Origin of the sequence: Chthonomonas sp. (assembly GCF_035294165.1) — a bacterium.
Taxonomy (GTDB): domain Bacteria; phylum Armatimonadota; class Chthonomonadetes; order Chthonomonadales; family Chthonomonadaceae; genus Chthonomonas.
In genome coordinates this window covers 1-24,081 of the sequence record NZ_DATGLN010000159.1, presented here as the reverse complement: position 1 = coordinate 24,081, position 24,081 = coordinate 1, and the positions used below count along the sequence as shown (strand labels likewise).

Annotated in this window: 20 protein-coding genes, 1 tRNA gene and 1 pseudogene; 7 read left to right on the top strand and 15 right to left on the bottom strand. The window is 55.1% G+C overall.

Translation table 11 applies throughout. The features are described from left to right. From VKV29_RS08060 to VKV29_RS08050, 3 genes and pseudogenes are all read right to left on the bottom strand, one after another. Nucleotides 1–188 (bottom strand): annotated as a pseudogene (locus VKV29_RS08060) (divalent metal cation transporter); the annotation flags it as partial. A 228-nt stretch (nt 189–416) separates the two neighbouring features. Then, entirely contained in the window at nt 417–599 is a 183-nt protein-coding gene (locus tag VKV29_RS08055) for a hypothetical protein (protein ID WP_324200794.1), read from the bottom strand. A gap of 107 nt (nt 600–706) precedes the next feature. Beyond that, entirely contained in the window at nt 707–889 is a 183-nt protein-coding gene (locus VKV29_RS08050; RefSeq protein WP_324200793.1) for a hypothetical protein, read from the bottom strand. 219 nt (nt 890–1,108) lie between these two features. Here VKV29_RS08050 and VKV29_RS08045 point away from each other — a divergent pair, with 219 nt between their 5' ends. Together VKV29_RS08045 and VKV29_RS08040 are read left to right on the top strand one after the other, a co-directional pair. Then, a complete protein-coding gene (locus VKV29_RS08045; RefSeq protein WP_324200792.1) occupies nt 1,109–3,232 on the top strand; it encodes a hypothetical protein in 2,124 nt (707 codons plus the stop codon). Between the two features lie 315 nt (nt 3,233–3,547). Beyond that, the gene (locus VKV29_RS08040; protein WP_324200791.1) at nt 3,548–3,991 is read left to right on the top strand and encodes a hypothetical protein; all 444 of its coding nucleotides are present in this window, start codon (nt 3,548–3,550) and stop codon (nt 3,989–3,991) included. A gap of 117 nt (nt 3,992–4,108) precedes the next feature. Here VKV29_RS08040 and VKV29_RS08035 read toward each other — a convergent pair whose 3' ends face one another. The 9 genes from VKV29_RS08035 to VKV29_RS08000 all read right to left on the bottom strand — a co-directional run bounded on the left by VKV29_RS08035 (nt 4,109) and on the right by VKV29_RS08000 (nt 12,282). Next, complete coding sequence (locus VKV29_RS08035; protein WP_324200790.1) at nt 4,109–4,264, bottom strand: hypothetical protein; 156 nt, start codon at nt 4,262–4,264, stop codon at nt 4,109–4,111. 13 nt (nt 4,265–4,277) lie between these two features. Next, the gene (locus VKV29_RS15285; protein WP_343217350.1) at nt 4,278–4,454 is read right to left on the bottom strand and encodes a PmeII family type II restriction endonuclease; all 177 of its coding nucleotides are present in this window, start codon (nt 4,452–4,454) and stop codon (nt 4,278–4,280) included. After that, nucleotides 4,441–5,334, bottom strand: coding sequence for a site-specific DNA-methyltransferase (locus VKV29_RS08030; RefSeq protein WP_324200789.1), 894 nt, complete (start codon nt 5,332–5,334; stop codon nt 4,441–4,443). The genes VKV29_RS15285 and VKV29_RS08030 overlap by 14 nt, the downstream gene beginning before the upstream one ends. 625 nt (nt 5,335–5,959) lie before the next feature. Then, entirely contained in the window at nt 5,960–6,784 is an 825-nt protein-coding gene (locus VKV29_RS08025) for a hypothetical protein (RefSeq protein WP_324200788.1), read from the bottom strand. 87 nt (nt 6,785–6,871) lie between these two features. Then, entirely contained in the window at nt 6,872–7,633 is a 762-nt protein-coding gene (locus VKV29_RS08020) for an SDR family NAD(P)-dependent oxidoreductase (protein WP_324200787.1), read from the bottom strand. Between the two features lie 3 nt (nt 7,634–7,636). Beyond that, a complete protein-coding gene (locus VKV29_RS08015; protein ID WP_324200786.1) occupies nt 7,637–8,344 on the bottom strand; it encodes a hypothetical protein in 708 nt (235 codons plus the stop codon). Between the two features lie 153 nt (nt 8,345–8,497). Then, on the bottom strand, nt 8,498–10,897 hold the full coding sequence (locus VKV29_RS08010; RefSeq protein WP_324200785.1) for a choice-of-anchor tandem repeat GloVer-containing protein: 2,400 nt from the start codon (nt 10,895–10,897) through the stop codon (nt 8,498–8,500). 29 nt (nt 10,898–10,926) lie between these two features. Further along, a complete protein-coding gene (locus VKV29_RS08005) occupies nt 10,927–12,066 on the bottom strand; it encodes an RHS repeat-associated core domain-containing protein (RefSeq protein WP_324200784.1) in 1,140 nt (379 codons plus the stop codon). A 72-nt stretch (nt 12,067–12,138) separates the two neighbouring features. Continuing rightward, nucleotides 12,139–12,282, bottom strand: a complete 144-nt coding sequence (locus VKV29_RS08000; protein WP_324200783.1) for a hypothetical protein — start codon at nt 12,280–12,282, stop codon at nt 12,139–12,141. 462 nt (nt 12,283–12,744) lie between these two features. On the opposite strand from VKV29_RS08000, the gene VKV29_RS07995 reads away from it, so the two are divergent. Continuing rightward, nucleotides 12,745–12,816: transfer RNA gene (locus VKV29_RS07995), tRNA-Glu, on the top strand. A gap of 107 nt (nt 12,817–12,923) precedes the next feature. After that, complete coding sequence (locus VKV29_RS07990; protein ID WP_324200782.1) at nt 12,924–15,362, top strand: alpha-L-arabinofuranosidase C-terminal domain-containing protein; 2,439 nt, start codon at nt 12,924–12,926, stop codon at nt 15,360–15,362. Nucleotides 15,363–15,463: 101 nt separating this feature from the next. Here VKV29_RS07990 and VKV29_RS07985 read toward each other — a convergent pair whose 3' ends face one another. Further along, complete coding sequence (locus VKV29_RS07985) at nt 15,464–16,828, bottom strand: Gfo/Idh/MocA family oxidoreductase (protein WP_324200781.1); 1,365 nt, start codon at nt 16,826–16,828, stop codon at nt 15,464–15,466. Between the two features lie 308 nt (nt 16,829–17,136). Here VKV29_RS07985 and VKV29_RS07980 point away from each other — a divergent pair, with 308 nt between their 5' ends. Further along, entirely contained in the window at nt 17,137–18,168 is a 1,032-nt protein-coding gene (locus VKV29_RS07980; protein WP_324200780.1) for an ATP-dependent 6-phosphofructokinase, read from the top strand. Nucleotides 18,169–18,372: 204 nt separating this feature from the next. Here VKV29_RS07980 and VKV29_RS07975 read toward each other — a convergent pair whose 3' ends face one another. Beyond that, nucleotides 18,373–19,431, bottom strand: coding sequence for a nucleoside hydrolase (locus tag VKV29_RS07975; protein WP_324200779.1), 1,059 nt, complete (start codon nt 19,429–19,431; stop codon nt 18,373–18,375). A gap of 294 nt (nt 19,432–19,725) precedes the next feature. Here VKV29_RS07975 and VKV29_RS07970 point away from each other — a divergent pair, with 294 nt between their 5' ends. Both VKV29_RS07970 and VKV29_RS07965 read left to right on the top strand, forming a co-directional pair. Continuing rightward, a complete protein-coding gene (locus VKV29_RS07970) occupies nt 19,726–21,915 on the top strand; it encodes an ABC transporter ATP-binding protein (RefSeq protein WP_324200778.1) in 2,190 nt (729 codons plus the stop codon). A 9-nt stretch (nt 21,916–21,924) separates the two neighbouring features. Beyond that, nucleotides 21,925–22,413 (top strand): DUF1854 domain-containing protein, encoded by a 489-nt coding sequence (locus VKV29_RS07965; RefSeq protein ID WP_324200777.1) that lies wholly within the window; start codon nt 21,925–21,927, stop codon nt 22,411–22,413. Here VKV29_RS07965 and VKV29_RS07960 read toward each other — a convergent pair. Continuing rightward, a partial coding sequence (locus tag VKV29_RS07960) for an MFS transporter (RefSeq protein WP_324200776.1) occupies nt 22,410–24,081 on the bottom strand: 1,672 nt, incomplete at its 5' end. The genes VKV29_RS07965 and VKV29_RS07960 overlap by 4 nt on opposite strands.

Genomic DNA, 24,081 nt, shown 5'->3' with positions numbered 1-24,081 from the left:
AGGAGGGTGGGCCATAATAGCTTATAGCCGAACTGCGCCCCCACAACCGAGTAGGTGCCTATGCCGGCCGGGTCGTTATCGGCAGCGCCGGTAATTAGCCCGGGGCCGAGGCTCTTCCAAAACGGTTTTTTCTCACGAATGTCCGGCTCTTCTACGCGAGCGTTCACCACATCTTCCCGGTCGGCCATGCGCTCTTCGCGGGCTTCGGCCGATGCCGATGGGCTTGGCTCAGGTAGATTTACCGGCTCCTCATTCATAAAATCCTCATTCATAAAAGCTGCCCTCCTTGTTTATAAAGTTACACCAAGCGACCCCTGCTTTGAAGCGGGACGTTGATAACACCGTGCCCCTTCGAGAAATAGAAACCCCGCTAACGCAGTCCTCAATGGGAGGTGTTAGCGGGGTGGAATGTTCTTTTAGTAGGTTCCTGTGTTGCGGTTGGTTAGCAAACGATAGATTTCGAAGATAAGCCACAGAAGCAGCGCCGCCTCGATAATAACGAAGAGGATGCCTCCTAAGCCCGCAAACACACCGACAACCAGCTTCCAGATCACTACCGCGATCACGATAGCGACGATAAGCATCAGTATGCGATACATTGTGTTCTCCTTTTTGCCTCGATACTTCTATTTACAGGCGTCTACATGTTGGACGACACCTGTATTTGTGATGTTCCGTGGCTTTTGAAGAACTGGAGAACGGGAGACTAGAGGGTTCCTGCGTTTCGACCGGTCAGCAGCCGATAGACCTCGAAAATGAGCCATATCAGCAGTACGGCCTCAATGATGAGAAAAAGGATGCCTCCGAAACCGGCAAGCACGCCGACTACCAACTTCCAGATCACGATCGCTATGATTATAGCGACGACCAACATCAGGATGCGATACATAGGTTTTCTCTCCTTTCGAACTCGTCACTTCACTGTGCGAGTATCTTCTCTTACTAGACGTATTCAACGGTGAAAAGGTTCCACAGAGACTTTTTTCATTTCTCAAATAAGCCACGATACGCCATTTATGGTAAAATATTAACATAGTGTTTTCCTCAATAGCGTTCCTGAATGGCCTCATATTATGAGAGGTCAAATCCTTATAAGGAGAAGAGAAACATGCGACGCCAAGCTATAACCAAGCTCATCGCTCGTTATTGCCGTTCCCAACGATGCATTCTCGCTATTGGGTTCACCCTACTGTCCTTGTTAATGGTGACCCGGTGTAAGGCTCAGGAACCACCTCGAGCCATGAACCTTAAGTTTCAGGCCGAGATCGCCGAAAACGGCAACGCCCACATCTACGCAACGATCACCTTCAGCCCACCGTCTTATTATGATGTTATTAAAACGGTCTATCCCGACCTCTATCTTCTGTTTCGCGACCTCATCTCCAACAACCACGCAAGTTGGGAGGTCAACCGAAACACGGTTAAGATCACCGGAGACGACGCAAACCAGGCTATCCACATGAGCGGCGAAGTTCTGGGGTTTTCTGTATGTCGTGATCAACGGTGGGAAATCTCCTTAACAAAAGGGGAAAACTTGGTAACCCAAGTAGGTAACAAGCTCTATACTACTTTCTCTCAAGTCGAAGCAAATGGGGTGTTGGCCACCGGCACCGGCACCTATATCCTCCCATCCAGAGCAAGTGAAGTCCACTTCGATGCGGGCAATAAGCTAACCTATCATATTCCACTGCCCCGCTACTCCGGTAAACCACAACTTCAATACAACCTCATCTACCACGAACAGATCATGTCGTGCGTCTACAAAATCTATGCGGATCCAAGCCTTGAAGGGGGACGGTATTGGGTCGCCAAGTCCGTCGTCACCAACACCGGCAACGCCCCTATGTACGACGTAAAAATCTACTACAGTCTTGGTGAGTATGCCGATGAATGGACGCCGGAGCCTTATTCCGTTATTCTGCCCGGCGGCTCGGTGGTAGACTGCTACTATCCTCTTATCTCTTCAAAAGTGGCGACCTTCAAAACCGAAAACCCCGCGCATCTTACCGTTCGCTGCATTTATAAGGATGCAGCCGGACACGAGTATGAGGAAGACCACACCAAGCTTGTTACGATTACGGGCATTAACCAAATTGTCTCTTCCTATCTCACCGCCGCGGATCGACAGCAGGTGAACCCCGTCGGCGCCTGGATGGACATGACGAACAACATGCCCCTTATTGCCACCTATGTCACCAAAACAGACGATCCGGTAAAACAGCTTGCCGGCTGGATCAGCAGCACCGCTGGAGGGGTGGCGGCTACCAACAGCGACAAAGACGCCCTCACCTGGCTCAAGGCCGCCTACGACACGGAAGTCGCCAATAATATCGTCTACCAAACCCCTTCTGGCTTTTTGGATGGCACCCAGTTCGTTCAGGACATCAAGTTTCCGCGCGACACCTTAATGGCAAAATCGGGCACCTGCATTGACCTTGCCATTCTCTACGCTTCGCTTGCCGAAGCGGTGGGGCTACAAGCCTACCTCATGGTCGTTCCCAGTCACTGCTTCCCCGTTATCAAACTCCCAAAGAGCGGTCAGTTGATAGGGGTGGAAACAACCGGCCTGCGCGGTGGAGATAACGCCGTGGGCTTCGCCGATATCGTCAAGTTGGGTACGCAAGAGTTTGTAGAGCACCTTAAGGACGGGAGATACCATCTTGTAGACATTGATGAGAAACAGGGAAAAGAGCATATCACCCCGCCCGACCTTCCGCCGGTCGGCCCCGATTTCCTCACCAAGTGTGGCATCCAAGAGGTGCACTATGTTGCCGGTGGTAGAGAAGAGAACCCACCAGAGCAAAATCCGCAACAGCCCAACCCAAACCCGCCCAACGTTGCCAACCCTCCCGAACTGGCGAACCCGGTTAACGCAAAAAGCTATAGCGGAACGTGGAAGGGGTATTGCGGCAACAAAGCCCTCACCATGCATATGAGCGACGACAACGGCGTAGTGAGCGGCGATCTCAACATAACCCTTCCCGATGGCGAGCTGTTCCAAGCCGATTTCCGCAACGCCCACGTAAAGAACGGCGAGATAGAAATCTACGCGCGGGGCACCTACAACGGTCATCCTGTCTCCGTGCATATGAAAGGCAGGCGAGAAGGCGGAAAAGTATCGGGCAGCATCACCCTCATCGATCGCGGGCCGTTGGATGTTCCCGTTGGGTCGCACACATTCGTTTGGAAAATGGTCTGTGTGGATACCGGCGATAGCGACGGCGGCAAATAGTTGTTTTTGAAGCCCGACTGCGCTCTAGAGGCCTCCAACCAAACGGCCTCTAGAGCTTTTTGTTTTCGTCCTTTATCTCCTGCGCAGAACGGCTCTGGCCCTACAGACCTGCAGTTTCATGCCAATGGTTCTCTACGCCCAATGATTTTCTACAGAGAAAGGGCTATAATGCATAGGCAGAAGCGTGAAGACGACGCTTTTTAGCCACCTCAACATCCAGTTCTGTTGCGACATCTTCTCCAGGAACAATTCGCAACAGCCTGTCCGTCATAAAAATGGCAATTTCAAAAACTACACAAGTAAAGGAGTAGACGAATGAAGAAGACACTGTGGACAACGGTGTGTGGTGCCCTTGCGTTGGCTATGGGCACGGGGGCCTGCTATGCCCAGCGTATGGTGCCGGTAGGTAACATTCCCGAAATCTCCGACAAGTCCCCTACCTGGTGGGCCATCTCCGGCTATGAGATCGTGCATATCACCCAAAGCGATGGGCGTTTAACACCCATCATGCGCACCGAACTGTTCGATGCACGCACCGTTGAGATTCTCTCGCGCACGCAAGTCCCTCCCTTGAGCGCCTCCGACGTAAAGGCCGTTGGCAACGCAGTGCTTGTGCGCGGCTATCTTCTGATGCGTGTGACACCTCAAGATGCGCGCGCAGAAGGAACGAGTGTGACCGCCTTGGCGAAACAGTGGGCAGCCTCTGTGGCACATGTTCTGCCGCGCATCGCTCCAACACCGAGCCGCTTCGGAATCTAGTCTCTTCTTTCATGAAAACCCGAGGGATGTCACTTTATGGTGACATCCCGATTTTAGCCTCAAAAGGTAATCCAAAAAGCAAACCCAACCTCAGCCACCCTAAAATCTTTTGCATACCTATTCGCATTTCGAGTTAAATTGCACGATCTTCTCCCAATTTGATGTGCCATCGGCGTTCGCAAAGTCGTTTAACAGATCGCGCGTGAAACGATTCACCGCATTGGCCCACTCTTGCTGATAGCGTTCCCGCTGCTTATCGGGATAATCGCGCATCAGGCGCATCAGCTTAAGGTAGAAATTCCACTAACTCAGCAGCTGTTCGCAGACCAATAGCACGCATGAGATAGGGATTTTTGCGTTTAAGAACCTCTTTTAAGCGGAGCCGGGATAGATTGGCTATTCGCCTGCTATAGAACTCATCGAGACACTTGCGAACGAGGTCCTCTAATTCACTTGGATCCATAAAAGGTCTCGCTCTCTCCTATCGTGTACAGATTCGGTTCCGCTGCCTCCTTGGCTACGCGCTCCTGGGCTAGGCGCACATACTCCTCTTTAATTTCGATCCCGATATATCGGCGATCCAAACGAACACAGGCAACCGCCGTTGTGCCAGAGCCGATAAAAGGGTCTAATACCACGTCGCCCACCTCGGTAAACAGCTTGATGAACCAGGTAGGCAGTTCCACCGGAAACGTGGCTGCATGGTAGCGATTATAGCATTCGGTGGCCATGTGGAGCACATTATCTGGATAAGCAAACTGACGCCCAATCCAGTTGGCGACCCGCTTGCCAAAACCGCTACCGACCTGAGAGGTGAACCGGGTGAGATCGTTCTCCCCCAACTTCTTGAGACGCTCATGTCTCCAATCCCCCGTCGGCACCATCACAGCTTCCTGGAACATTTTGAATTGGCGCTGCTTGGAAAAATGGAGGAGGCGTTCCCATGCATCCCTAAAACGATTAGGCCATTTGCCCGGATAACAGTTCTTTTTGTGCCAGATATACTCTTCCGTCCAAAGCCACCCCTGCTTGCGCATTGCAAGGATCAGTTCTAGCACATAGGTGTGGCGTTCACCGCCAACCACGCGCTCCTTAATGTTCAAGACAAAGGAACCGCTCGGTTTCAAAACACGCTTCAACTCGGCCGCAATAGGAAGAAACCATTCCACGTAGTGGTCAGGATGAATGCCACCATAAACCTCCTTACGCTGATCGGCATAGGGCGGCGAGGTAATGATGAGATCGATGCTCTCATCGGGTAGCTGCCTCAACAGATCGCGACAATCCCCGTGGAGAATGCGATTCAGGAAGGGAGTAGATGGAGTTTCCTCTGCCTCGTACATACTTAAAAGTATACCAGCTACCAGGTATAGGAAGCCGATTCTAACTTAGGAGGGAGCGCCCTGCTCCGGAAAATCTTGCTGTTTTCTAGGAACTCCAGGATTGGGTTTGATGGAACGGTGCGGAGGGGAAGGGTGTCGGCGCCCCATGTCACCTCGAAGTGAAGCTGAGAGGTCTTCTCGCTTCATTCTCACTGAGGGGAAGGCGTGAGCCTTGAAGAGCCGATGATGCGACTGTCCTTTTGATCCGAAGGTGAGATGAACACCTGTCATTTCGAGCCGAAGGCGAGAAATCTTAAGTTTCAATGCCCTCACGGCTCTAGAGCCAGTCAACATAGTAAGCCTATCTTGCTCGCCCCCTATCCCGGCCTTTCCCCCGATTCGGGAGGTGCTAGCGCACGGCAATGCAGCGGCCAGGGAGATAGGTGATGAAGGAAACGACACAGGCCGCAAAGGCGCCGTCCGCGAGGACGCCCACCGCGAGGTGCCCCTCTCCCAAATTGGGGGAGGGGAAGGACGCCCTGCCCCAGAAAATCGCAAGATTTTCTGGGGACCCCAGCGTCGGCCTTGAGGGGCGGGGGGGCTGTAGAAGCAGACAGCAACGCGCCACACCGATAAAGATCGTGCCTTATCTGGTTTCCGAATAGGCCGTTTTTTGATCTCCCGGCCTAAAGCTCTCAACGAGCTTATCTAGCAAGAGACGACGGACATCGAACGCCGCATCGGAGGTGCGTCCACTCACCACGTAGCCCATACCATCATGTACAAAGGCGAGAACAATCGACTCGATGCGACGGCCGGCCGGGTCGGTAGCCTCGAAGACAAGCCTTACTGCCGGTTCTCCACAAAAGGTGATCGAGTCGCGCGAGATCGTTTTGATATTTTTATAGTGCTGGGGGATATCGGCTTCGACATCCTCCATCAGCGTTTCGGCTGTCTTGTTCGATGCGGACAACATGGCGACCCCTAGGCGCTCGATGCTATCCTCTTCAGGCTGAAAAAAGACCAGACCATGAGGAACGCCGTCCGGTGTTCTTATCGGATAGGCTTGCCAGCCTTTCACATAATCCACCGTCCAATCCTTCCCGGCACGATATACCGCCAATGGCGGCATGGTAAACACTTTCACCACCACGGAATAGCGGGTATGCAGCCTCTGAACGGCCGGTTTGCCGGAGCCGGGCGGGTTGTTTACATGATAATAGTCGTCAAGAACATAGCGCGTTGTGTGAAGAGGACGGTCGGTAACCTGTGTTTTGCCTGTAACAACCACCCCTTTGCCGAATCGCCCTCCCGAAAGCACCACCTTATCGCCGGTGATATACCACTCTAGCTTGACAGTCTGCCCCTTTACAACTACTGTGGGGGTTGCCACAATGCCCTGATCGGCCCAAGCGAGCGGTGCGGAAAGGATGGGAGCGAGACAGAGTAGAAGCAGTGTTTGAACTTTCATGAGCGTGTTTCCTTACACAAAGAATCTTCCGAGCGAGTAGTTAATAGTACTACTTCAAACGCCGTAGCGCACGTGATGTGACAGGCGCTAGGTCTGACCTCCGCTGTCTCTTCGTTTTACCATGAGGGCCGAAGCTTGATCAAGCGGTTTCAGCACGATCTCATCAATGTTGACATGGGGTGGACGCGTTGCCGCCCAGACTACCGCATCGGCGACATCCTCGGCCGTTAGGGGTTTAAGGCCCTGATAGACCCGTGCCGCGCGTTCCACATCGCCCTTAAACCGCACGAGGCTGAACTCCGTTTCCACAAGCCCTGGAGCGATCTCGGTAACCCGAATGGGGCGTCCAAGCCACTCCATACGCATAACCTGTGTTATGGCACGCACGGCAAATTTCGCTGCATTGTAGCCCGCACCGCCCGGATAGGGTTCGCGCCCGGCAATGCTGCCGATATTGATAACATGCCCGGCACCGCTTTCTTCAAGCTTTGGCAACAGCTCGCGGGTCATGCGCATCAACCCGAGCACGTTGGTGCGGAACATCTGTTCCCAATCCTCATCCTTTGCCGTTTCGATTGGGTCTAGCCCTAAAGCGCCTCCGGCGTTGTTAACCAGTAGGTGAACCTGTTCTACATGGCTGCAGAATTCACGGATACTTTGAAGGTCGGTTACATCGAGGTAGAAGCAGCGGGCGCCAAGTGGCTCACCCACTTGCTGCAATTTTTCCAAACGTCGAGCGCCCAGAATGAGCGCAAAACCGGCCCGATGCAGGGCCGCAGCCGTCGCCGCCCCTATCCCGCTGCTTGCGCCGGTAACGACGGCGACCCTTTTTTCACGATCGTTTTCCATGGCCTACAGTTCGGAAACAAGCTGTGTTAGCGTAATGAAGCGAGCCCCTTTCTGTTTAAGATAGGCGATCACGTGAACGAGATTTTCCCGATTATCCACGCAATCCGTCATTCCCAAAACCAAAATGTCGGAGAGAGTGAGGTGGGCATCTATCACGGATTTAAGCGCGTCGAAGCCCTGGTCAATATAGCCGCGCACACCGTTCACATGGGCTACCGGAGCGATCCACAGTTTGGCCTCCCCCTTCTGATAAGGATGGGTATAGGAAGGATGGTAAGGGGAACGAGGGGTATCTTTGGGCAGCTCGGCGCTAGAGCCGGGGGTCGAGTCGATCAGGATTCCGATATCCTCTAACGCTTTAATGTCGCCGGCCTCCAAGTCGCCGTTGGCAGCGCGAAACGCAGTCGGTTTTATGGAAAACTGTTTTAGGATGTCTTTGCCCACACGGATGAGGTCACCACGGTCTACAGTGTTGGAAGCGCCGGTATCGAAACTGAGGAAAAGCCCAAGCTCGTGCCAAGCGGGAATGCGATGTAGGTATTCGTTGTGGTAGAGTTTCACGTTGCTCATGGGATCGTGCTCACTCACACCAAGCAGCCACGTGCAGGGGACAACGGCCTGTTCGGTGGCCTCCACAATGCCGGAAACATAGCATTTGCCATTGAGAGCACAGGTGCAATCTACGGTAAGCACGACAATGGGTCCTGGCATTTTTCTCTCTCCTTCAGGGTAAGGATGGACTTTCTGGCACTCGATGCGAACGCCGGAGGGCTTTCCTCGGCATTCCTGGCTTTTGTTCACCACCGGCTTTCAAGAATCCTTCTTTTTGCAGCTCTGCCTGATACCGCCCTTTCCTAAAGAAACTCATCTCTGAGAGACCTGCCCTAACCGCTTCCAAAAATCGTACACGACACCAAAACCACTCCCATCCGCCCTGAGCCGATACACTACCCCCTGCCCACCAATCCCTCCTCCCTCTGTCACCCCATACAACCAACCCCCACTCAACATCACCAATCCACCTAAACCGGTCCAGCCCTCCCTATCTACCCCAAAACTATGCAATACCCTGTAACCCTCTCCACCTAAACCCAACACAAACACACATCCCCCACCTAAACTCCCTCCCTCACTACAGACCCCATACAACTTATCCCCCAATAACAACAAGCTCCCTACCGCATGAGAACCCTCCACACCTCCCTTCAATGCGTGCAAAACCCTATAACCACTTCCGTCCGCCTTCACCCCAAACACCACTCCCGCCCCATAAACACCCCCTCCATACGTCACCCCATACAACCAACCCCCTACACCCAACACCAATCCACAATAAGGATGGCTCCCATCCCCATTCCGCCCTAAACCGTCCTCCGCACCAAACTCATGCAACACCCGGTATCCACTCCCATCCACCTTCATCCCAAACACCACCCCATTCCCATAAACACCCCCACCACTCGTCACCCCATACAACCAACCTCCCTCTCCCTCTACCAACTTCACCAACAACGGATAGGCTCCCTCCCTCCCCCCAAACGAATGCAACACCTGAAAGCCGGTGCCATCCTCTCGTATCCGATACACCACCCCTTTGCCGTACGGCCCTCCTTCCTCCGTCACTCCGTAGAGCCATCCGTCTTGGGTGGGGAGGACACCGGCATAGGGCAGGGCGCCATCGGGGCCGGAGAAGGCATGGAGGAGGTGGAAGTGGGAGCCATCGGTTTGGAGGGTGAAGAGGGTACCGTCGCAGGCGGGTCCTCCTGTGGAGGTGGTGCCGAAGAGGTGTTGGTGGGCATCTTGGGCGAGAGGGGCGAAGGGGAAGGCGCCGTCTTGGTTGGAGAAGTCGGGTTGGAGGGGAGTGAAGGAGTGGAGGACACGAAAGCCGGTGCCGTTTGGAGAGAGGGAGAAGAGAAAGCCGGGGTTTTGGGAGCGATGGAAGGTGGCGGAGGCATAGAGGCGTCCGTTGGCCGCGTAGAGGAGGGGATTAGGATGGAAGGGCTGGTCGAAGGTGATGTCGTAGAGGAAAGCAGGGTCGAAGGGGAGGTTGGGTTTGGTGGTCTGTTTGGAGGGGGGTATCACGGTAACGCTGGAGAGGAGGGCGAGGGCAATGGGTCGCAGGGCAGCAGCCAGCTTGGGAGATTGGGGCAGTTGGCAGCCCACTGTGAGAAAAGACGGATTATCTGTGATGTCGAAGCGTCCAGTCTCAACGTAAAAAAACGCGGAGACATCATCGGCATAGTCTACAAGACCCGGCAATCCGCCTACAGGGTGGAAAGGATAAATCCACATGTTGCCGACCTGCCTTCCCTCGTTAGCTAGATAACTCGCATTGCTGACCCAAAGACTTATTTGCAGCTTTTCCTCTTTCTTCACATGTGGCTGGTTAGGCTGAACGAGAAGGAGTGGTACTGACTTAAACCATCCCGATTGAGCACCTTCCGGCCCGCCAGCCTCCGCATAGCCCCCGGTGTCTTTGACAACAGCCCAGCCTTTAGGCAGCGTCAGACGGATTTGGCGGCCTAACCAGTATCCCACAGGAGGAGTGTAGTAGGAGGTTCCTTCCGTATCCGGTATGGGAGGCTTAGAAAGCCATGTGGGAGGTGGTGAAGGTTTTGCCTCCTCACGAAGGCTGCTTCCGACGAACTTAAGCAACGCCAACTCCTGCAGGGTAGGAGGCCGTAAAATGGCGTTAAGGCCTTTAACAGGTTCCGGAACACCCAAGAGAATGACGGGATAGTAAGGGTGGTCAAAGAGAACACTCTGCCCCTGTTTTGGGGGAACATCGAGGTTGAGAAGACAGGAAAAATAGATACCAGAAAAGAGAATACTTTGTTTCGTGCTGTAGTGTCCATCGGTAATCCACCATCCTTTCAGCCCAGAGTGGGTGCTAAAAGGATGGCGACGAAAGTCCTCCCAATTCAAGCCATTACGTAGATACCAACTCGAAGTAATGGAAAGAAAAAGACGGGAGTTGGAGGATGCGTTTGCCTTGTTAACGGTAAGGAGGATGCCCCTTGTATCCCAGTAGGGATAACCGCTAATTTTTCCTGTAAGCGAGATGGGTAGAGAGATGGGAGTATTTCCTGTGGTGGTGGCTTTAACGAGTTTCCATCCGGGGGGCAAGGTAAAGACAAGGCCATGGTTATCAAGCCAGGGCGAGGGAGGAATGTAGTAGAGATTAGGCCGAACCGTAGCCCATCCCTGCAGCGGCAGAATTATACTTAACCAAGTGAGTACGAGAACTTTCCATCGCTGAGGCATTATCTTACCTTTCCTTTATCCTTGAAGATTCACTCACCTTTCACTGGCTTATTCGGTACGCACTTCACACAATAAACATGCGTATTCCAAAGATTGCCGCACTGCGTATCATATCCAACAGGGATATAGATATCTATGCGCCCTGGGCCAAAATTTCCAATATCACAAACTCTACAAAACCATTGCTTACGTTTTTGGGGCGTGTTATCCAAAGTCTCGATGATAACCTCAGCACCTGGTTTACAATTATCCGGATGTCCCTTGGTACCTATCGCACACATACCAGGTTGTGGCCAAGAGGATGGCCACCCGTTACATTTAAGCCTCTTGCATTCTGGCAGATAGGAGTAAGCAGGACTGCCCCCACCATCTCCTCCATAGCAGGTTACACGCACTTCATGGAAACCTGGAGGACAGGAATGTTTGTGAGGCTTCGGGGCACCACGTGATAGGGGAGAAGCAAACAACCCCGTGGGGTCATGGAGATTGACCGGATTGTTCTCTGTGTACCGATACAGGTTGTCACTTACCTCAAACCAAGGGTCCCGCGTCAAAAAACGACCACATCCCCCATCATAATAACGTAAACCCAACAACGTGAAACCTACCTCCCCATCTGTGTAGTAACCCCACTGACCTCCATAGCCGAACGGCTCCCCACTTACCAGGCCAACCCCCTGCCCATAACCGTCGTAAAACGAGCTACTCAACACATTCCCTAAACCATCCATACGCTGACATACATTCCCCAAACCGTCAAACACATAAAACACCTCCCCACTACCCGTATGCCGTGACACGAGGCCATCTGCCCCAAACGTGTTCACCGCCACCACATTGCCCTGCCCATCCAACTCCACTAAGGGCACATCGTTGACGTTCAAATAGTAGGTGCGTACCCCGTTCGCCTGCTTCCAGACCCGCAAACCTTCGCCATCGTAACCGGCTGACCAACTACTGCCCACACCTATCAACCGGTTCTCCGGGTCATAGCTCATCCCTACCCCCTTATACACCACCGGGTTCCCGTCTCCATCATAGGTATTGGCCACGTTCTGGTTGTCTGCATTGTAGGTCTGCCCCACCCCGCGAAAGGTCGTTGGGTTACCCACCCCATCATACCCAAAGCTTTCCGTATAGCCCCCATTACGTGTGGACTGCTCCGACAACGAGAGCGTGCAGACACATCGTAGGGGTAGTGAGAGACAAAAGCCGTGTGAACAGGCTTCATGGAATGAGATTTATTGCGGTTTATGGGGGGGCGATACACGAACTTGCCCTAAGGCGATAAGAGGCGCCTCAAGCCCCATCTGCAACGAGAACAGGGCGGCTGTGGCCAAACTGGCCAGGCGCATTCCCAACGAACGAACCGGTCGGCGTGTCATCTGTCGTTTCTCCTTTCCCTGCTAGGTGAGGGAAGTAGCAGGTGCTAATTTTAGAAGCCGGCTTTCCTATAAAGGGAAGCCACTCGGCCTCAGAAGAGGCCATGACGATAGAGCGGGCTTTCGGGAAGGGTTATGGAGGGGCACCCAATGCAAGCCCTTTTGCCGATGGGGACCGGTTCCAGGCGTCGAGTGGACGTCGGGAGGGTACATCTGTAGAAGATGATGACAAAGATTTATGCGCCTGTCAAGAGGTTGCAAAAAAATTTTTTGATGGTAACAGGAACAAAATGCAAAGAGAGAAGGCCCCTTGAGCAACAGCCCTCTGCCAATGGCTTTGTGGATATTTGGATATGGCCTACAGACCTCCCCACAGCCTCTAAAGCTATCGCGCAAGGTGGGCCACCAAAGCCTCCTTGACAAAACCCTCTTTCAGTAGGTATCATAGCCCACGTTCCTAATCGAGGGGCTATCGTCTAGGGGTCAGGACAGCGGGTTCTCAGCTCGCAAACCGGGGTTCGAATCCCCGTAGCCCTATTTTCGGCTCCTGGTGATAGAGCGTTTTTGTTGTCTATTGACAGACCAAAGGTTTGGTGTTATCATTAAAAGCGTCTCTCAAGACCTCTACCTAAGGAGCTAACACCATGCAACGAAGCCGGCTTTATGCCACCCTTGCCGCTCTCTTTCTGTTCCATATCGGCCTCTTCACCCCCTCCGCAAGAGCCGATTCCCCTACCCTTACCGTAGATGCAAGCCATCCCGGCCCTGCGCTTAGCCCCCTGCAACATGGGGTGTTCTTTGAAGAGATCAACCATGCCGGAGATGGTGGGCTCTACGCCGAGAAGATTCAAAATCGCGCCTTTACCAACGGCACCCTCGCTTGGGCGCCTTGGACGGAAAACGGCGCGGTAGTTCATCTCAACTTGCTGCCGACTTCCAACCCCCAAAGCGCCGCCCACTACCTTGAAGTCCGTGTCGAACGTGGCACCTCAGATGGGAATGCCTGGGGCGGTGTCGCCAACGACGGATATTGGGGCATCGGCCTGCATAAAGGAGAGACCTTTCGCTGCCAGATCGTTGTGAAACTCAGCTCTCGGCTTGCAGGCCCTCTTTTGGTGGCGCTCCATGCTTCCGATGGAACGGTGCTGGCCGAACATCGCTTCACCAACCTCACAACACGCGACAACGATCAGACGCTAGAGTGCCTTTTCCGCTCCCCAAAAGAGGAAGCTCATGCTTTTCTAACTATTACCGCACAGGCTCCGGCCACCTTTGCGCTCCGCTTTGTCTCTCTCTTCCCCACCGATACCTTCGATCATCAAACCAACGGCCTCAGGGCCGACCTTGCCCAAATGGTGGCCGACCTAAAACCCTCCTTTGTGCGTTTCCCAGGCGGCTGCTTTGTGGAGGGCGACATCCTCGCCCATCGCTTTCGTTGGCGCGGCTCCATCGGCCCCCTGATGGATCGCACCCCAACCGATGACCTTTGGGGCTACCAGTGCGACAACGGCTTGGGCTACCTTGAGTATCTGGAGTGGTGCGAAGAGATGCACGCCGAACCGCTTTTTGTGGTGAACTGTGGAATGAGCCACAAGCAGAATGTGCCTCTTGAACAGCTTCAACCCTATATTCAAAGCGCACTCGATGCCATCGAATACGCCAACGGGCCGGTAACAAGCAAATGGGGTGCGCAGCGGGCTAAGGACGGCCACCCGGCGCCCTTCCATTTGCAATATATCGAGATCGGCAATGAGGATGGCTTTGACGATTATGATGCCCGCTTTGCCATGTTCTACGACGCCATCAAAGCGCGCTATCCCTACATGAAGCTCATCGCCGATACCCGCGTAACAAGTCGCCGCCCCGATCTGGTGGATGACCACTACTACGCCTCAACCCTCTTCTTCGTGCGGCAAGCTGCAGCCCTTGATAACTATCCCCGCAACGCGACCCCTATCTACATCGGGGAGTTTGCCGTTACACACGGTGCCGGGCATGGCAACCTCAATGCGGCGCTCGGTGAGGCCTACTTCATGACGGCCATGGAACGCAACGCCGATGTTGTGAAAATGGCCTCCTATGCACCCCTCTTCGCCAATGTGAACAACATGGTGTGGAACCCCGATGCCATCCTCTTCGATAGCCTTCATGCCTACGGCATCCCCTCCTACTGGGCACAGTGGATGTTCTCGCGCAATCGAGGGGATGTGGTGCTGCCTACCACGGTCGAAGAGCCGCCGTCGAGCAACGAGGTGCTCAATCGAGGGGGAATCGGTGTGGCCACATGGGCAACATCGGCAGAATTCACCGATCTGAAGGTCACCCAAGGAGATAAGGTGCTTTGGACGTTAAATTCGCCCGGAGCGTTTCCGCTTACACCGCAAACCGGCCAATGGACTATTGCCGATGGCACGGCGCGTCAGACCGATCTGGGCACCAACCTGCGCGCCGTGGGAGGTGACCCCAATTGGACGGACTACACCTTCTCCTTACGCGCTCGGAAACTGAGCGGGAAAGAGGGCTTTCTCATCATGTTCCATGTACGCGATCAGGATAACTGGTACTGGTGGAACGTGGGGGGCTGGGGTAACACGCACGATAACATCGAAGAGATCGTGGGTGGGGCAAGCACCGAGTTGGCCTATAATGTGCCCAACCACATCGAAACGGGCCGCTGGTACGACCTGCGCGTGCAGGTGCAAGGCAATCGCGTGCGCTGCTATCTCGACAATAAGCTGGAGTACGATATTCGCCTGCCCAACTTGCCGACGCTCGGCGTGGTGACAACAAGGGAAAACAAAACGGGCGACGTGATCATCAAAATGGTGAACCTAAAAGGCGAACCACGCGATGTGCATATACGCCTTAATGGCGTAGGACCGGTGGTCACGGGTGGCTCGGCATGGGTCATGACCGCCTCCTCGCCAAGCGCCGAGAACAGCTTTGCCAACCCGCGTGCGGTGGTGCCGGTGGAGCATTCGGTGCCTAACATCTCTGATCGGTTCACCTACACCTGCCCACCCTGGTCTATTGTCATTCTGCGCATCCATACCCACTTACCGGCAACCGCCGAACAGAGATAGGTATAGGCCGCGCCAACGAGTTGAACAGCTCTGGATATGTTGAGGGAGAGACGCCGGTAAGAACGTCTCTCCCTTTCTAAGGTTTTGTAGATGTTTATAGTTTAGCCCGAATAGATGGGCAGATTCCACGGCCTACGATAGGGTCGTTCATACGACTGCGTATCCCGCCCAACGCGCCCCACGATGTCCATACGCTCCTTGTCCCAGTGCACCGTCTCCCCACCGGCCAGGTAAGACGCATTGATAAGATGACACACGATTGTGGTCTGTGCCATAGAGGCGAGATTAGAGCGGGGCTGTTCGCGTGTTTTGATGCAGTCGAGCCAGTTGCGCATATGGCTGTTGGTGGGTGGGGCCTCCTCTTTGGGCAGCTCGTTGCCCTGTGCATCGCGCACCCGCCACCCGCCGCGCCACACGGTTACCGTATCGCCCCGCTCTCCAACGAACTGCGTGCCATGGTCGGGCAGATCGGGATGATCGCGATCGGTGCGCCAGATCATGACAAAATCGGGGTTTTTAAACCGCATGAGGCCATAAACCGTATCAGGGGTGGTGCGGTCATCATCCGGATAAGCGAGCTTGCCCCCCATACCGCAGACCTCTACGGGCATCACAAGGTCGGTATCCTTGCTCATGGCCAGCAGCCCAATGTCCATCATGTGCACGCCCCAATCGCCCGTCTCGCCGGAGGCGTAGTTATAGAACCAACGCCAGTTGAAGTGCGTGTATTCGGGAATATAGGGCACCATCTGCGCCGGGCCCGTCCAGAAATCGTAGTCGAAGTAGGCAGGCGGGCCTCCGGTAGAAACGTGATGGCCCATCCGGGCATCGTCTGTCTTCCATGCCCGCACCGAGGTAATGCGTCCTATTTTGCCGGCACGCACAAAGGCCACCGCACTCACAAACTCGCGCGTGCTCCTTTGCCACGTACCCACCTGAACCACGCGCTGAAAATGCTTCACGGCGCCGGCCATCGCCTTCGCCTCGCGTATGTCGTGGCTAATGGGTTTCTCACAGTAGGCATCCTTGCCGGCTTCACAGGCATAGATGAGCGGCAGCGCATGCCAGTGATCTGGAGTGCAGATCAGCACGGCATCAATGTCTTTGCGATCGAGCACGCGCCGAAAGTCTTTGTAGGTATCCGGTGCCCGGCGATTTTGACCATCTTTGGCGGTACGCTGCTGGTTTTTCTTTATGACGTTCTGCAGTGTGTCGTTTAAATGGTGCTCATCCACATCGCACAAAGCGGCCACCTCCACGTCCGGCTCATCCATGGCCCAACTCAGGTCTACGTTGCCCATACCTCCACAGCCGATCAGGGCGACTACGATCTTATCGTTGGCAGCAACCCGCCGCGAGACGAGGCGCGACTGCGCCATGGCGGAAGGAGCCTGTGCGGCAAGCCCCAAAGCGGTTAGACCACCGCCCGTGCGCCTTAAAAAGTCCCTTCGGGTCATGCGTTTCATGCAAAGAACCTCCTTTCTTCTCAAGGGAAACAAGTACTATTTCTGCTTCGAAATGCTCTTCTCCTGCCTCTCGATTGCCGAGGCGTATTCAGGTATAGATACGGCTTGGCGAGAGATGCGTCAGAAGATTTTCTGTAGCATAAATAGAGAAATAGAAGCTTTTGGTGCAAGCTGTGAGGTAAACTTCAAATAGAAGCCCTCTTCGAAATCGCATAGCCTCTCCTCTAGTATTGGCTATGCGTAGGCCGAAGCAGTGGCTGTATTTATCGCTTAGGACGAGAAAAAACTTAGAAGGAGGCCGGCCTACAATGAAAGTTGGTATCTTAACCGGTGGTGGCGACTGTCCGGGGCTGAACCCGGCGATCCGCGGTTTCGTGATGAAAGCGCTCGACTATGGGTTTGCTGTCTATGGCATCCGCGAAGGGTGGAAAGGCTTGGTAAACGACCTTGTAGACAAAGAGCCACTCAGTGTGGGTGATGTCGAAGAACTGATCTACAAAGGAGGCACGGTGCTGCGCTCCTCGCGCACCAACCCTTATAAAGACCCCGCCCAACTTCAGGCCGTGAAAACAACCATCCAAAAGCACGGTTTCGACGCCATCGTGGCTCTCGGTGGCGAAGACACGCTCGGCGTTGCCAGCAAGCTTTATAAGGATGGTATTAACACGGTGGGCGTTCCCAAGACCATGGACAACGATTTGAGTGAGACAGACTATACCTTCGGTTTTGATAGCGCCGTGCAGGTAAATGTGGAGGCCCTCGACCGCTTGCGCGATACGGCGCGCTCGCACAGCCGGGTTATCGTGCTGGAGGTTATGGGGCGCCATGCAGGCTGGGTAGCCTTGTACACGGGAGTGGCCGGTGGGGCCGACTACATCCTGCTGCCGGAGGTACCCCTGGACATCGAAGCGCTTTGCGCACAGGTTCAGCGTGCTTACGCACGTAAAGGCTATGCCCTTGTGGTGGCCTCAGAGGGTGTGGAGCTGCCGGAAGAGGGGCATAAAGAGACCAAGGTAGATGCGTTTGGACATGTAATTCTCGGGGAACGCAACGTAGGCGAATGGGTCGCCAAGGAGATCGAAAAGCGCACCGGTTTGGAGACTCGTTCCGCCGTTACCGGCCATATTCAGCGGGGCGGAGCGCCGAGCGCTTTCGACCGAGTGCTGGCTTCGCGTCTGGGTGTGCGGGCGGCACAGTGTGTGTATGAACGTGACTTCGGCAAAATGGTGGCCTTACGCGGTAACGACATCGTGGTGGCGCCGCTGGAAGCCGCCGTGGGCACGTTACGCACCGTGCCGAATGCGCTCTACGAGAGCCTCGTGCCGCTTTTCAATAAGTAGGCAAAAAAAGTGGGTATCGGAAGAAGGGCCAAACCCCGATACCCTAAGAGCAGCGTCTGCACGGATGGATTGTGAAGTGCATCCGCGTGCCTGGAGAAGGCAATGCGTGAATGCAGTTATAAGATACGCCATCTCGCCGCAAACGCGCTGTGACCTATTTCACAAAAGGGGTGTGAAATTTTTCACACCCCCGCTTTTTTGGTCTCAGGGGTGCCGGTAATGCGCCACTACATCGAAGTAGTGGGTGAAGAACGCATCGGGGTTTACGTCGGCTGCCACCTGAATGGGCGAGTTCAGGCCGGAGGGCTTTATGGATGTCTCCCCGAACGAATCGTCGTTGCCGAGCTTCACCTTTACATAGTCGGCAGGCTCAAAGCGACACAGCGTTGGTTCAAACACCACCGCCGCAGCAAGCGGATCGTGAAAGGTAATGGAGTCGGCATGACGAAACCAAACCTCGGCCATATCCGCTACCGGCTTCAGAGGGCCTCCGATCGCATGGAAGCGCTCCTTGCATTCAGCCGCCGGCATACGGCAACGCAGGGTTACATCTAGCCCCACTGCCAGTAGCCGCGGCACCTCCGAGGTAAACACCCGTGCAGCCGACCAGGCATCACAGACAATATTCCATTCGGCTCCTATACGGCCTTGCTCGTCGGGAAAGAAGCGCCCGCCCATCATCACCAACTGCTTGAGCATGGCGGGAATTTCGGGGTCTAAGGCAAAGAGCAGGGCGATGTTGGTGAGAGGCCCTATGGTAAGCAGTGTGATTTCGCCGGGATGCTTGCGAATCGTCTCCCGTAAAAACGCCACCGCCGTATTCTCGCGCGAAAAGCTGCGATGAGGCCAACGACCGAGCGCCTCCGCCTGTGGGGCCTCCGGTTGGCGCTGACTGCCGAGAAAGGGCAAGTGTGCCCCCACATGTATCGGCACCTCGTTGCGCCCGGCCGCCCTGCAGATGGCATCGGCCAAACTCGCACGCTTGTCCGGCTCCCCGGTAACCGTGGTAATGCCCAGCAACTCACACCGTGGATGGCATAACAGATAGGCCAAAGCCACGGCGTCATCAATGTCGGAACCGATGTCGGTATCTAAAAATAGAGGTACGCGCCCCTCCATAGCGTTCTCCTTTTGTGGTTGCGTCTTCGACAAAGCAGAGGCCGCTCCTCCACAGGTCATGACGAGCGTCATAGCGCTCCAACCTACCTGCTGCAACCATTCGCGGCGGCTTATCCTGTGAGGCGGACGACTCTGGCTGCTCATATCGGTGTTTCTATTCGTTAGGCGCTCTCTCCTTTCCTGCCCACTTCCTCCCAAACATAGCCCGACAAGAGGACTGCCTTAAGTTCAAGCCTTTTACGAAATCGCCCCTTACAACCGATATAGCAAGAGGGGAACATCTTAGCAGCAGAAGCCCTTGACTTTTAATAACCCGATTTGCCATAATATCGCCTGTATTAAGTAGACAAAAGACTACTTAATGGCCGTCGGGTATTCCGTAACACAAAGCACCCAGCGCCCCTCCGCCGTGGCCCGCGCTGCCGAAAGGAGACAGAGATGTTGAAGGGGGAAACAACAGAAACCGTTGAGAGCGAGGATACGCCGCAAGAACGACTGCTGATCCATCTAGAGAGCGACTTCGCCGCCGATGGGCAGTTCGGAAAACGGTTTTTGGAAGTCACCGCCACCGAGGTACGTGTGCGGGAGAGCGACGGTGTCGTCTCATTCCACATTCCGGTGGCCGAAATTAAAAGCGCCCGCAACGAGCCGCTCGTCGGCGGCGGGCAACTGGAGATCACCACCCAGGGCGGGGAGATCATTCCCATCATCACCTACTCGCTTACGTTGGCCTCTCGCTTTTCGGAAGCCGCACGGGGCATCGAACAGCTTGCACGTGGGGAACCCCTGCAGATCAACCTTGAGCAGAAGCGATTGCGCTGCGCAAAATGCGGGCGCCTGCTTCCAGAGGTAGATGGAATCTGCCCGGCCTGCATTCACCGCGGACGCACCCTACGCCGTGTGGCCGGCTATCTTCGTCCTTACCGTCTGCAGGCGGTTGGCCTTGCCTTGCTTGGGGTTCTTACCACCACGCTTAATCTTGTGCCGCCCAAGCTGCAGGCGCTCATCATTGACCATGTGTTCAGCACCCATCGCAACTACATCTTCCTGTTGGAGATGGCCGGCATCTGGCTTGGGGTCGTTGTGGCAGCCACATTGGTGCAGATTCTTAACGGGCGCCTCATCGCCTATCTTGCGGGGCATATCGCCGCCGACCTGCGCGCCGCGGTCTATCGCGCCGTGGAGTTTCTGCAGGTGAGCTACTTTGATAAGAAGCAGGTGGGGGCTATTGTTAGCCGCATCACGCAAGACACCGATCGCATCTGGGGGTTTTTGGTAGATGGCATGCCCTTCCTCATCGCCAATGCGCTTATGCTGATGGGCATCGCCTGCGTGCTGTTTTGGATTAACTGGCGCCTCACCCTCGCGATTCTGGCTCCGATGCCGATCGTGGTCATCCTAAGCGCTGCCTTTTGGAAACCGATCAGCCAGATGTTCTTTCGCGTGGGGCAAAAATGGGCGCGCTTCCATACACACCTCAACGAGTCGATCTCCGGCATCCGCATCGTAAAGGCGTTCACGCGCGAGAACACCGAGTTTGCCAAATTTCAGGCACGCAATAGAGAGCTTCGCGATGCAGGCATACAGGCCGATACCCGCTGGTACACGGTATTCGGCGCGATGACGTTCTTCATCGCCTCCGGTGGGCTGATCAACTGGGTTTACGGGGGCTGGATGGTCTATCGTGGACAGATGTCTCTGGGCAACTTCGTAATGGTGAACTCCCTGTTGGGGCTTGTCTACGGCCCACTCATGTGGTTCGGCGATCTCAATCAGTGGTTCACACGCGCCATGGCGGGCGCAGAGCGCATCTTCGAGGTAATAGACGCCGAGCCGGAACCGCACGCGCGAGGTGGCATTCGCCATGAGATCGTGGGTGAGGTGGCGTTCTGCGATGTGCGCTTCGGTTACGACAAGTCGAACCCGGTATTAAAAGGGCTTACCTTCACTGCCAAGCCGGGCGAGATGATCGGTCTGGTGGGCAAATCCGGGGCAGGAAAATCCACCACCATCAACCTCATCTGCCGTTTTTACGAGCCGGATGCGGGCGTCATCCGCATAGATGGCATAGACTATCGCGAGATCGCCCTAGAAGACCTTAGGCGCCAAATCGGCATCGTTCCCCAAGAGCCTTTCCTCTTCCACGGCACCATCGCCGAAAACATCTCCTACGGGCGCCCGGATGCCCGCTTTGAAGAGATAGTGGAGGCTGCAAAGGCGGCTAACGCCCATCAATTCATTCTCGCGAAACCGGATGGCTACGACACCGTGATCGGAGAGAGAGGAACCAAAATCTCGGGTGGCGAGCGACAGCGCATCGCTATTGCCCGAGCCATCCTTCACGACCCCCGCATCCTTATTCTCGATGAGGCCACCTCCTCAGTGGATGTGGAGACGGAAAAGCAGATTCAAGAGGCCTTGCAGCGCTTGGTGAAAGGCCGCACGACCTTTGCCATCGCCCATCGCCTCTCCACGCTGCGCAATGCCGACCGGCTCATCGTGCTTGAAAAAGGCGAGATCGTTGAGACGGGAACACATGCCGAACTGATGGAGCGTCAGGGCGTGTTCTACAAGCTGGTGCAAACGCAGTCGCAAGTAACCCAAATCATCGAGATCGGCATGGTATAGGAGGCAAACATGGAACGCCAAACCCCAAAGGCCATAGACCTCAAACTGTTTTACGCTCCGGCCGACCGGCTGCGGCTGACTGTAGATGAGGAGCGCTCCTACATCACCGTGAGGCCGGTATGGGCGGCCCCTCTCTCGCACCCGGGGCGCTATCTCTGCCTCCTCGATGGCAAGGGCGAGGAGATCGTCATGCTCGAAAACCCTCATGACCTACCACCCGATTCCTGGCAGGCCGTACAGACGGAGCTAAGGAGGCGCTATCTTACCGCTTATGTGAAGCGCATCCTGAACGTGCGCGTGGAGTATGGAGCCACCTACTGGTTGGTCTATACCGATCGCGGAGAGCGTGAGTTCGTAACACAAAGCCTGCAGGAGAATGTGCACTGGTTCTCTCCAACCCATCTGCAACTGATAGATGTAGACGGCAATCGGTTTGAAATACCCGATATTCGCGCGCTTGACCTTCGTAGCCAAATGCTGCTGGAGAGCGTGCTTTAGCTCTCCACCCCTTTGCCATAAAGGGCGCGAAGCGCGCACAGAACAATCGTCACCAACTCCGCAGTAGGTGGCAGGGTATGGGCTTTTTCAAGGAAGGCAAGCAGAACACGCCTTTCCGATTTTCCGCGGGCTTTTGAAGGGGGGCGCGGCCTGGTAAGAAGGAGATTAAGTGCGGTTGCATGATCGTTGTGAAGCAAGGCGGCCTCGACGTCGGCAATAGGAAAGTTCCGTGGCAACTCGGAGGCCGCTTTTAGCAGCACCGCTTCACCCTCGCGTTCGGCTTGCGACAACAGGCCGTACACACAATCCCCCACGTTCAAAAGACGCCCCACGGCATGGGCCACCTGCCGACGCGCCACAGGTGAGGGAAGGCGTGCAAGCCGAGTGGCAAGCGCGAAGGCCGATTCTGCATCTCCTAAACGTACCAGCGCATCGGCAAGAATAGGAACGAGAGATGGTTCCGTATCCACCTGCTCGAGCAGAGAACGCAGGAAAGGCAGCGCACTTCTCTCCCCTATATCTCCCAAAGCCCGCACAATCGCCCTTCGTAACGGATGCCCGACAGGCAGTTGCTGTAACCGTTCGCCTAGCGGCTGTACGGCTTGTGCCGCACCTGTTTCCCCTAAAGCCAACGCAAGGGCTTCCGGCAACTGTCCGTTCTCGACCGTTGAAAATAGACGGATAAGCGCCTCCACCGCATCGGCCCCGCCCAGCTTGCCTAGCGCGCGCACCAACGCTAAGCGGTCGCTTTCGGAAAACGCCTCCTTTGGGCTTTCCAGCATTGCGATCAGCGTAGGATTGGCGCGCCTGTCGCCCAGCTTGCCCAAGGCCTGAGCGATCTCGCCGATGATGTCGGTGCCGACATCCTCAAGCGCTTTCAAAAGCAGATCAACCGCACTCGTGTCTGCCGTCTCTCCCAAAGCGCGGGCGGCCTCAGCACGCACCGCGCGGCTGGGGTCGCTTAAGGCTTTTCCTAGCTCCTCTATGGCGAGGTGACTGCCTTTTTCGGTAAGGCCTTCGGCCGCTCGTCTTCGTGCCTCCTCTTCGGCAGCCCTTTGTAAAGTGCGAATATAGCGCCACTGGCGTAAGCCAGAGCGGCCCAAATCTTGCAGCACTTTCGTGGCCGATACGGCGCCCCTATCCTCCAAAGGGCGAAGAAATGGCAGCGCAGCCAAACGCATGACAGCCGCTAAGGCAAAAAGCAGGTGATAGTTAATGATGGTCAGCCCAAATAGCGAGAGATGAATGCCGGCAAGCATCTGCAATAGAATGCCCCCCACCATGGGAGCGATGCCCCCGATAAGCCCCGTAACTGCAGAGAGCGTGGCGGCATAGGTGGCCGTGCGTTGCGGAGGACTGCAGGCAATAATGAGATTGAACTGCGTTAACCCCACGCCCGCCCAAAACAGACCACTGCCTAAGCTGTTTAATAGCAGCAGAATGAGGGACGAAACCAGGTGCTGAGGGCTTGTGGGAATCCAAAAGAAGGGCAAGGTGAAAACGCCCACAACGTTCAAAATGAGAATCGGCTTGTTGCCGAACCGATCGGCCAGAAAACCCCATAGGGGCATACCCAACATGTTGCTGACCCCCACCACGGCAGCGAGAATCTGCATCCAAACATAGTTCAGGTGGAGTATCTGCAGACCGTAGGCCGTAAAAAAGGGG

Excerpts from the sequence above, each read along its gene's own strand:
- VKV29_RS08055 (WP_324200794.1), bottom strand. The coding sequence starts at position 599 with ATGTATCGCATACTGATGCTTATCGTCGCTATCGTGATCGCGGTAGTG.
- VKV29_RS08050 (WP_324200793.1), bottom strand. The coding sequence starts at position 889 with ATGTATCGCATCCTGATGTTGGTCGTCGCTATAATCATAGCGATCGTG.
- VKV29_RS08045 (WP_324200792.1), top strand. The coding sequence starts at position 1,109 with ATGCGACGCCAAGCTATAACCAAGCTCATCGCTCGTTATTGCCGTTCC.
- VKV29_RS08040 (WP_324200791.1), top strand. The coding sequence starts at position 3,548 with ATGAAGAAGACACTGTGGACAACGGTGTGTGGTGCCCTTGCGTTGGCT.
- VKV29_RS08035 (WP_324200790.1), bottom strand. The coding sequence starts at position 4,264 with ATGCGCGATTATCCCGATAAGCAGCGGGAACGCTATCAGCAAGAGTGG.
- VKV29_RS15285 (WP_343217350.1), bottom strand. The coding sequence starts at position 4,454 with ATGGATCCAAGTGAATTAGAGGACCTCGTTCGCAAGTGTCTCGATGAG.
- VKV29_RS08030 (WP_324200789.1), bottom strand. The coding sequence starts at position 5,334 with ATGTACGAGGCAGAGGAAACTCCATCTACTCCCTTCCTGAATCGCATT.
- VKV29_RS08025 (WP_324200788.1), bottom strand. The coding sequence starts at position 6,784 with ATGAAAGTTCAAACACTGCTTCTACTCTGTCTCGCTCCCATCCTTTCC.
- VKV29_RS08020 (WP_324200787.1), bottom strand. The coding sequence starts at position 7,633 with ATGGAAAACGATCGTGAAAAAAGGGTCGCCGTCGTTACCGGCGCAAGC.
- VKV29_RS08015 (WP_324200786.1), bottom strand. The coding sequence starts at position 8,344 with ATGCCAGGACCCATTGTCGTGCTTACCGTAGATTGCACCTGTGCTCTC.
- VKV29_RS08010 (WP_324200785.1), bottom strand. The coding sequence starts at position 10,897 with ATGCCTCAGCGATGGAAAGTTCTCGTACTCACTTGGTTAAGTATAATT.
- VKV29_RS08000 (WP_324200783.1), bottom strand. The coding sequence starts at position 12,282 with ATGACACGCCGACCGGTTCGTTCGTTGGGAATGCGCCTGGCCAGTTTG.
- VKV29_RS07990 (WP_324200782.1), top strand. The coding sequence starts at position 12,924 with ATGCAACGAAGCCGGCTTTATGCCACCCTTGCCGCTCTCTTTCTGTTC.
- VKV29_RS07985 (WP_324200781.1), bottom strand. The coding sequence starts at position 16,828 with ATGAAACGCATGACCCGAAGGGACTTTTTAAGGCGCACGGGCGGTGGT.
- VKV29_RS07980 (WP_324200780.1), top strand. The coding sequence starts at position 17,137 with ATGAAAGTTGGTATCTTAACCGGTGGTGGCGACTGTCCGGGGCTGAAC.
- VKV29_RS07975 (WP_324200779.1), bottom strand. The coding sequence starts at position 19,431 with ATGAGCAGCCAGAGTCGTCCGCCTCACAGGATAAGCCGCCGCGAATGG.
- VKV29_RS07970 (WP_324200778.1), top strand. The coding sequence starts at position 19,726 with ATGTTGAAGGGGGAAACAACAGAAACCGTTGAGAGCGAGGATACGCCG.
- VKV29_RS07965 (WP_324200777.1), top strand. The coding sequence starts at position 21,925 with ATGGAACGCCAAACCCCAAAGGCCATAGACCTCAAACTGTTTTACGCT.